Below are 8924 nucleotides of genomic sequence, written 5' to 3' on the forward strand. Positions count from 1 at the left end.
TGTACCATGCCGGGCGCACGAGATGCCGGATCAGGTCCGGCATGACGGGAAGGGACTGTCATCCCGTGCCCCATCCTGTCATCCCGTAGTGCTCCTATACGGGATCCCGTTCCTTACGGTTGAAAGAGCAGATTCTGAGTCAAGCTCAGAATGACGTCAAGTGAGTCCGGCATGACGTGAGGGGAGGAAAGACCGCGAAAATGGGGACTCATTTTCGCGAAAACATGAAGCAGAACTTGAAGTGGGTAGTGCCCTACCTGGGTCTCTATTGCGCGATGAACTACGGATTTGTGGCGATGCCGTGGAAGACCTGATGTGGGGTGTCATTATGCTCGGCCTTTTCATCATCCAGTCAGTTGTTGATCTGAGGAGCCATCCCGAAATGAAGGGATAACTGAGGTAACTTCGTGCAAGAGTCGCGTTTATTTGCTTGGTAAAAGGGGGTCCCTATTTACCATTCCGATAGAAGATTCTTCAACTATGAAGTGAAGGTATGAAATCTTTCTCTTCAGTGATGATTCTGTTTATTTCTCCAACTTCGGCCATCTTGAAGGGGGCAATAACACCGAATTTGCTGCTGTCTATCAGAAGTATTCTCTCGCTCGAGTTCAGAAGCATCTTTCTCTTTATGCTGGCGGAAAAGGGGCTGAGTTCGAAGGTACCTATATCGCTTCTGAACGAGGCCGCCGAAAAGAAGAACTTGTTCGCGTATATCGAGCTCACGAGACTTTCGGCTCTAGGTCCAATAAGCGAATCGAATCCGTACTGGAGGCTTCCGCCGCTCGATTCAACCGAAAACCCCTGTACTTTAGACAGGGCGAGCAGGATGTTGATACCATTGGTTATTATGTGCAGTTTCTTGAACTTTCTCGATAATCTCAACGCAAAAACATAGCAGGTGGTGCTTTCATCAATGAAGAGGACATCGTTTTCTTCAACATATTCTATGGCTTTCGAGGCAATTATCTCCTTTGATTCTCTCTCTACCCTGAGCCTTTTCAGGAAGAAGCTGCTGGGATCGGTTTCCTGATTGACCGCCCTTACTACTCCATACCCGTTGATCACAAGACCCGATTTCTGCAGATCCCTCAAGTCCCTCCTGAGCGTAACCAGAGAAACATCCAGGAGTTTTGCGAGTTCCTGAGTGTTGACCGATTCTCTCTCGGCAAGAATGCTCAGGATGTTCTGCCTTCTGTCTTCCTTCTTTAAAGCCATCTAATCATCTCCAGCATATCTCGCTCATCTGACTCTTCTCTTTGCAAGTCTCAGGGCTTCGACTCCGAGAAGCAAAGCTCCCCACAATGCAAGTGTCAGGAACTGACTGATTCCGAGGAGGTTCAATCCACTTGAGATAACCTGCAGTAAGATGAGACCGATAAAGACGCCGGAAACCTTGCCGAAGCCTCCGTTCGGATTGATCCCCCCGAGGACAGAAACGAGCACAGTGACCAGAAGATAAGAGGAACCGTAGCCGGCCTTTGCAGAGTTGAATCTGGCCATCATTATAAGCGATGCGATACCTGCAAGAAGACCGGATATCATATATACGAGAATAGTCACTTTGTTCGTGTTTATACCCGAGAAACCGGTCGCCTTGATGTTCGAACCAATCATGTAAGTGGATAGACCCAGACGCGTCTTGTTGAGCAATATCGCCACCGCTATCGCGACCGCTATCAGAATGAACAGAGGGACGGGAACTCCCAGAAATGTACCGTTGCCGATTACCAGAAGGCTCCTGGGAAGGCCCGAAATCACGTACCCCCTTGTTATTACGAGGCTTATTCCTTCTAGAAGCGTCATCGTACCGAGTGTTGCAAGAATCGGAGAGATCCCTATATACGCTATTATCATTCCGTTCACAAGACCCACCGCTAAAGAAATGGACATTCCGGCGAGAATCGCCAGAAATATTATCCAGCCAAGTTCACCGCCTCCCATGTTGGGAGTCACATTCCTAGTCAGAATCATCGCCATGATTATTCCCGAGAGATTCGCCGAGCTTATTATGGATAGGTTTATCCCGCCCGTAAGCATCGTTATCATCATCGCGAAGGCAAGCACTCCCAGTTCGGGAAGCTGGAAGGCCATAGACTGAAGGTTGCTGGGTCTGAGGAACTTGCCGGGGAGAGCGAGTGAAAACAGCAGGACGAGAACCGCAAGAATCACTCCCAGGGAGAGAATCTCGGAATTCTTCGAGAGTATTCCTCTCTTATTGTCACTCTTCGACATTGATTATCGCCCCTTTTCTCTCGCGCAGTTTCCTCTGGTAAGCCGTTATTCCCACGCTGATGACAATTATGGCCCCAACAAAGACCTTGTGCCAGTAAGAAGAGATTCCCAACAACGTCAACCCGTTCTGAACGATGATTATTAGACCGAATCCCAGAATCGTCCCGAGGATGCTCCCAGTACCTCCGGCCAAACTCGCGCCTCCGAGCACCACCGCGGCCAGAACTTCGAGCTCTCTTCCCATAAGCGCATTGGGAGCCACGGTGAGCATCATATTCGCCTGGACCGTAGAAGCTACCCCCGCTAGAAAGCCCATGTAACAGTAAACGAAAAGCTGCGTCTTCAGAACGCTTATACCTACTCTTCGTGCCGCTTCCTGGTTGCCACCCACCGCGTAGATGTTTCTGCCTAAAGCGGTGTACTTCAGTATCAGCCATGTGAGAATGAAAGAGAGCACCAGAATAAGAATCGGAATGGTTATTCCGGGATTGTCACCAAATCTCACAAGATTTCTCTCCATGAACCACATGGGAAAGCCATAGATCCAGGTTCCGCCGCTAATGAATATGAGAAGACCGTAGAACAGGTTCATGGTTGCAATCGTCACGATTATCGACGGAGTCCTCAGAAAGTATATGAGCAGAGCGTTGACTAAACCGAGGCCTATACCGACAGCGCCACCTATCGCAAAGGCCAGGAACATATTCCCTCCCCAACGAATGACAATCGTAGCCATCACATACTGTGCGACAGTGGCGATTGCGGTGAAGGAAATGTCAATCCCTCCGGAGATCAGCACGACGAGTACACCCGCGGCCATTATTGCAAGGAAGGAATTGCTTTCCACCATTCCGTAGATATTGGTGAAGGTCAGAAAGCTCGGCTTCATAATGGTGAAAAGCAGAGACACTGCGACTATCACAAGCAAGAGGTAGAATTCGCTCTTGACAAATATCTTTCTCAATCCTGAATTAGATCTTGTTGATCTTCTCATACAGCTCTTTCTCCGTAAGCTCGCTGGAATTATATTTGCCGATTATTCTGCCCGCACTCATTATGTATGTCGTATTTGAATGGTATATGGCTTCTTCGGCTTCATCGGTTATCATGATAATTGAAATGCCTTCCGCTGCCAGTTCTCTTATTATCTTATATATGCTGTCTTTTGCGGCGACATCTATTCCCACCGTCGGCGAATCGAGGATTAAAACCTTCGGGTTTATTGCAAGCCACTTGGCGATCACGACTCTCTGCTGGTTGCCGCCGGAAAGAGTATTCACGGGAGAATCGACGGACGGAACCTTTATCGAGAGCTCTTCGATCCATCGCTTCACTTCCATACTTTCCTTTGCTTTGCTTATGAATCTGATTCTGGATAGAATTCTCTTGAGAACCGTAAGCACTATGTTTTTCCCCACAGGCTGATTCATCACAAGCCCATGTTGCAGTCGATCTTCGGGCACGTACGCGATCCCCGCGCGTATTGCATCCACAGCGCCGGTGGGATTGATCTTCCTCCCGCATACGAAGATTTCTCCTTCGTCGGGAGGGTTCATTCCGAAGAGCGATAGCACCAGTTCGGTTCTTCCCGAGCCCATCAGCCCAGTAATACAGACTATCTCTCCCTTATGAACCTTCAGATCGATCTCTTTGTAATTGCCGGTTCTGGAAAGCTTTCTCACTTCAAGAACGATTTCGTCGCCGGAATATGGAGGAAGCTTCGTGTATTCGAACTCTTTACCCGTCATGAGATATGAGAGCTTCTGCCTCGTAAGCTCGGAAGCGTCAAAGACTCCGACTTTCTTTCCGTCGCGAAGAACCGTAACTCGTTGGGCCACGGCCATTATTTCATCAAGTTTGTGGCTTACGAAAAGCGTGGCTATCTCTCTGTTCTGAAGCTCGTTGATCACCTTAATTAGAGACTGGACTTCATTCTTACTGAGAGAAGCGGTCGGCTCGTCCATAATCACCAGCCGCGCGTTCGCGTTTATTGCCCTGCAGATAGCGACTATTTGTCTTTCTGCAATGGATAGCTGGCTGACTTCCCTGCGAGTATCGAGAGAAACTCCGATCTTCTTCATAGTTCTGACGGCCTCTTCTTCGGTCTCTTTCCAGTTCATCAGGCGTTTTCCAGTTTCTACTCTGGAAGAGATGGCGATATTTTCGGCCACGGTCAAATTCGGGAAGAGCGACAGATCCTGATATATTACCTGAATACCTTCCCTTACGCTATTTGAAGATTTCTGGTGGCTTATTCTCCTGCCGTCAACACATATCTCGCCGCCGGGATCGGGCGAATGAATGCCCGAGATTATCTTTATCAGAGTGCTTTTTCCCGAACCGTTCTCACCGACCAGGCAATGGACCTCTCCCTTCTCTATTTCGAAATCGACTGAATCGAGGGCAAGTACGCCTCCGAATCTCTTCGAAATATTCCTCAACTCCAACAATTTCTCAGCCATAATTACATCACCGGAAAGAGAGGGGGCGGACCCCCTCTCGAAATCAGAACCCGTAAGAAAGAGCGTTCTCAGCAGTTATATCGACTTGCGCGTCAAATTTGACAATGTTTCCTTCGATAGTTGCCTTCCCAAGACCGGGTATCTCGAAGCCATCGACGACCGCCGGCACAATACCCGCCGGAATTCCGGCCTTCGCAAGAGCGTTCTTAGCATCCAGCAGTGTTTTCGCGAGATAAACCTGTGCGAATCCTGCATCTTTGGGATCCCACAGGTAACCCCACTGCATCAAACCCTGCTTCAGGTAAGGATCTGCGTGACTCGGAATTACCGTACCTACAATCTTAACCTTTCCCTTCATGTTCCTTGCGTTGAGAGCCTGCGAGGCACCGATCGGGCCTAGAGAACCGAAACCGACTATACCCTTCAAGTTCGGGTAGGCATTGAGAAGCTCGAGTGTCTTCTGGTAAGAGAGCTCCACGCTTTCGCCACAGGGGATTCTCTCAGTCACTAACTTCATGTTCGGATACTTCTCTGCAACGTAAGCAAGACCTACATCTGCCCAGAAGTTATGAAGCGGAACCGTGAGCCCGCCGACAAACACCGCGAACTCCCCTTCTCCACCCATCAGCTGCGCGAGCCTTTCGAAGTTCGCCTCTCCGAACTTGACGTTGTCTATCGTTTCAACGTCCCAGTCGCCACCCTTTTGATCGGGCGACTCGTGAGTGATGATAATGATGCCGTTCGCCCTGGCCTTCTCAAAGACAGGCTCGAGCGCTTTCGCGTCGTTAGGAACTACACAGATGGCGTCGACTCCCTTTGCGATAAGATCTTCAACTATCTTCACCTGCTGAGCAGGATCTGCGTCTGAAGGCCCTATCTGGTAAGCGTTCACCCCGAGTTTTGAAGCGGCATCTTTGACACCGACTTCCATTCTGTTGAACCAGGGAATTCCACCGATCTTAACAACAACCGCGATTTCGTAGTCGGTTGCTAAGACGGCAACTGCAAACAAGACACAGAGCAGGAGCATCAGAATTTTCTTATTCATTCGCATCCCTCCTTCTATGTGACCGGTTGACCGGCCCATCATAAACAGTGGAAAACACTCGAAGCATTGACTTGATAACTTGTGATCAAACTCATTTTATCAATTCATTCTTTCAAATCCATACCCGAAGACATCTGATTATCGAGACTTATGGCCGATCAAGGACAGGTAGCCTTCGATAGTTTCGATTCTTGTATGATATCGGCCGTAGTTACTCCCCAAGAGAAACAACGAGTTTTCAAAACGATTATGAACAGGGCTCCAGTAACTGAAGTCGCTTCTAAAACGCTTTTTAAGATAGCGATCGACGCTAGTTTTTGACCCGTATCAGTCGTAATCGCAGGAGCCTATCCTTACTTGTCTCTAATCCGATTTCACATCGCTCGAGTTTTTTGGTAAGCTTTATAAGTATAGATGATATGAAGTAATCACCTTGTTGATCCATTTTACTCGCAATGTCGATAGGTAAAGTATTGGTCGCAGGTGCAGATGGAATATCAGGAGGCAGTAATGAAGGAAGGGATTCTGTCGATCGATCTGGGAACGATGGGAGTCAAGGTCACTCTTGTTTCCATGAATGGGGAGATTCAACGATCCGCTTATGCCGAGTATCCGATAATTTCTGAACAACCGGGACAGGCCGAGCAGGATCCTGCGCTCTGGTGGAAGGGGATCATCGATTGCATAAAAGAGCTCGAGTCTCATGACGTCCGTCTTCCCAAACTTGTAAATGCGATTTCGATCTGCGGTCAGATGCACACACACGTCTATCTAGACTCTGAAGATAACCCCATAGGCCCTTCGATTACCTGGCTCGATCAGAGAAGCAGCGAAATAATAGAGGAATGGAACAGGGATGGAAGGGCAGACAGACTCTTCGAACTCACATGGAACTTTCCTACAACTACATATGCGGCGCCGCAGATTTGCTGGGTGAAAAGACACAGGCCACAGGTCTTCGCAAAAACGAAGTCGATAATGACCGCCAAGGACTACATAAAGTACCTGTTGACCGGCAACAAAATCACCGATCCGTCCGATGCGTCCGGGACAGCCGTTTTCGACATAAGAACCAACAAATGGAGCCCCGAAGCCCTTGACCTGATAGGCCTTGACGGTCATCTCCTTTCCGACGTAATGCCTTCGGCAAGAATAATGGGCCACATAACGGACAGGGCGGGGAAGGAAACCGGTCTTCTGGAAGGAACCCCGGTTGTCAACGGAGGCTCGGATCACTCCGTAGCCGAATTAGGCTCCGGTCTTCTCGGCGAAGGAGAAGTGTCCTGCATAATTGGCACCGCCGGAGTCGTGGCAGCGTGCACTTCTACGCCCGTTATCGACCCGAAAAAGAGAGTTATGTGCTGGAGCTATCCGCTGGAAGGCTACTGGGACATTCTGGGAATAACTCAAACCGCTGCTTCCAGCTTAACGTGGTTCAGAAACACATTCGACAAAGACAGAAGCAACGAAGTCTTCGACGAATACTCCTCGATGGCCGAAAAGGTCTCTCCCGGATCAGAGGGACTGGTCTTCCTCCCCTACCTCATGGGAGAGAGAACTCCTCTCTGGGACTCAAAGGCTCGCGGTGTATTCTTCGGACTCACAATCAAACACTCCAAAGCCCACATGGTTCGGGCAATAATGGAAGGGGTCTCCTTTTCAATAAAAGATTGCATGAAGGTCATTGAAGAGCTGGGTGTGAGTTTCGACGGCGTGAATGTCATGGGTGGAGGAAGCAAGAGCCCTGTTTGGAGAAGAATCCAGTCCGATGTCTATGGAAAGAAAGTCATGACGCTCGAAACCCAGGACACCGGCTCGATAGGCAACCTGATACTCACCCTTCTCGCAACGAAGGAGATACGCGATCCCCTGGAGGCGGCCCGTCTCGTGAGGCGTGTCGAGACGGTCGATCCCGATCCAGCTAGGGCAGAAAAATACGAGAACTTATTTGGTATATACAAGCGAATCTACGATAGAACACATTCAATGATGGCAGAATTGGAGGCGTATGCGGATGAATAGAGAAGACTTTGCCGGTCTGGTGCTGGATGCCTGCAGAAGAATGGAAGAACGGGGTATGACGGTAGGAACCTGGGGAAACATAAGTGTCAGAATCGACAGTGAAAGCTTCCTGATAACTCCGAGCGGTATGAGCTATGGTTGCTTGAAGACCGAGGACATTGTTCTGGCGGATATGAAAGGCTTTGTCATCGACAGCAAGCGAAAGCCGAGCATCGAGCACGGTCTTCACAGAATGATCTATAAATATAGACCGGATGTGGGAGCGGTTATTCACACTCATCCTCAGTACTCAACGGCATTCGCCATAGCGAGAAAAGATGTCCCCGCGGTTTCGGAGGAACTCGTGCAAATAATCGGAGAAGGCGTGAAGTGTGCAAAGTATGCGCTTCCCGGAACCGAGGAACTGGCCATTAACGCCGTGGAAGCTCTTGGAAACAATAACGCGGTGCTTCTCGCGAACCACGGAGCGGTCTGTGTGGGAAGCACGTTGGGAGACGCCTTCAAGGTGGCCGAGGTACTTGAGAAGTCGGCAAAAACGATTATCATGGCGACAATCATAGGAACCCCTCAGGTGATATCCCACGAAGAGTGTCTTAAGATGCAGGACTTCGTGAGGAATCACTACGGGCAGAAATGAAGCCTAAACCTTACACCGATCGAATTATCGCCTAGAGCCGACCGATGTCGGCTCTTTTCTTTTCCGCCTTTTAGTAAATCCCGGCTTCGATCCCGTTATCACATAGTGCACCAATCCAGTAATCCCGTAGTGCTGCTCGGGATCCCGCTCAGAAGAGCCGTCCTTCGTTGTTCGTCCCAGATCATGGACCCGTCCTTCGTGAGAGCGTTAGGGGCATTTCCTCGACATTACGCATCCAGAACGCCTCCATCCTGTCATCCCGTAATGCTCCTATACGGGATCCCGCTCTTTTGCTCTTACGAAGAGGATGCCGGATCAATGTCCGGCATGACGGGAAGGGGGCTGTCATCCCGTGCCCCATCCTGTCATCCCGTAGTGTTCTTATACGGGATCCCGTTCCTTACGGTTGAAAGAGCAGATTCTGAGTCAAGCTCAGAATGACGTCAAGTGAATCCGGCATGACGTGAGGGGAGGAAAGACCGCGAAAATGGGGACTGACGGGCTCCTGACGTCTGTCCCGTTT

8 protein-coding genes are annotated in these 8924 nt (G+C 49.6%); 3 read left to right on the forward strand and 5 right to left on the reverse strand.

The window, feature by feature from the left end; all coding sequences use genetic code 11:
* Positions 1 to 474: 474 nt before the first annotated feature.
* From PKX57_RS10125 to PKX57_RS10145, 5 genes are read right to left on the reverse strand one after another with little or no spacing between them, the layout of a single operon-like run.
* Complete coding sequence (locus PKX57_RS10125; protein ID WP_472413004.1) at positions 475 to 1215, reverse strand: DeoR/GlpR family DNA-binding transcription regulator; 741 nt, start codon at positions 1213 to 1215, stop codon at positions 475 to 477.
* A gap of 24 nt (positions 1216 to 1239) precedes the next feature.
* Complete coding sequence (locus PKX57_RS10130; protein ID WP_472413005.1) at positions 1240 to 2232, reverse strand: ABC transporter permease; 993 nt, start codon at positions 2230 to 2232, stop codon at positions 1240 to 1242.
* Positions 2219 to 3226, reverse strand: coding sequence for an ABC transporter permease (locus PKX57_RS10135; protein ID WP_472413006.1), 1008 nt, complete (start codon positions 3224 to 3226; stop codon positions 2219 to 2221). The genes PKX57_RS10130 and PKX57_RS10135 overlap by 14 nt, the downstream gene beginning before the upstream one ends.
* A complete protein-coding gene (locus PKX57_RS10140; protein ID WP_472413008.1) occupies positions 3204 to 4694 on the reverse strand; it encodes a sugar ABC transporter ATP-binding protein in 1491 nt (496 codons plus the stop codon). The genes PKX57_RS10135 and PKX57_RS10140 overlap by 23 nt, the downstream gene beginning before the upstream one ends.
* Before the next feature lie 43 nt (positions 4695 to 4737).
* Complete coding sequence (locus tag PKX57_RS10145; RefSeq protein ID WP_472413009.1) at positions 4738 to 5748, reverse strand: substrate-binding domain-containing protein; 1011 nt, start codon at positions 5746 to 5748, stop codon at positions 4738 to 4740.
* Positions 5749 to 5892: 144 nt separating this feature from the next.
* Here PKX57_RS10145 and PKX57_RS10150 point away from each other — a divergent pair, with 144 nt between their 5' ends.
* From PKX57_RS10150 to PKX57_RS10160, 3 genes are all read left to right on the forward strand, one after another.
* Complete coding sequence (locus PKX57_RS10150) at positions 5893 to 6063, forward strand: hypothetical protein (RefSeq protein WP_472413010.1); 171 nt, start codon at positions 5893 to 5895, stop codon at positions 6061 to 6063.
* Between the two features lie 189 nt (positions 6064 to 6252).
* A complete protein-coding gene (gene xylB / locus PKX57_RS10155; RefSeq protein WP_472413011.1) occupies positions 6253 to 7764 on the forward strand; it encodes a xylulokinase in 1512 nt (503 codons plus the stop codon).
* The gene (locus PKX57_RS10160; RefSeq protein WP_472413012.1) at positions 7757 to 8401 is read left to right on the forward strand and encodes a class II aldolase/adducin family protein; all 645 of its coding nucleotides are present in this window, start codon (positions 7757 to 7759) and stop codon (positions 8399 to 8401) included. Before xylB ends, PKX57_RS10160 begins: the two co-directional genes overlap by 8 nt.
* Positions 8402 to 8924: the final 523 nt, after the last annotated feature.

This window comes from Mesotoga sp., assembly GCF_035363035.1.
Classification (GTDB): domain Bacteria; phylum Thermotogota; class Thermotogae; order Petrotogales; family Kosmotogaceae; genus Mesotoga.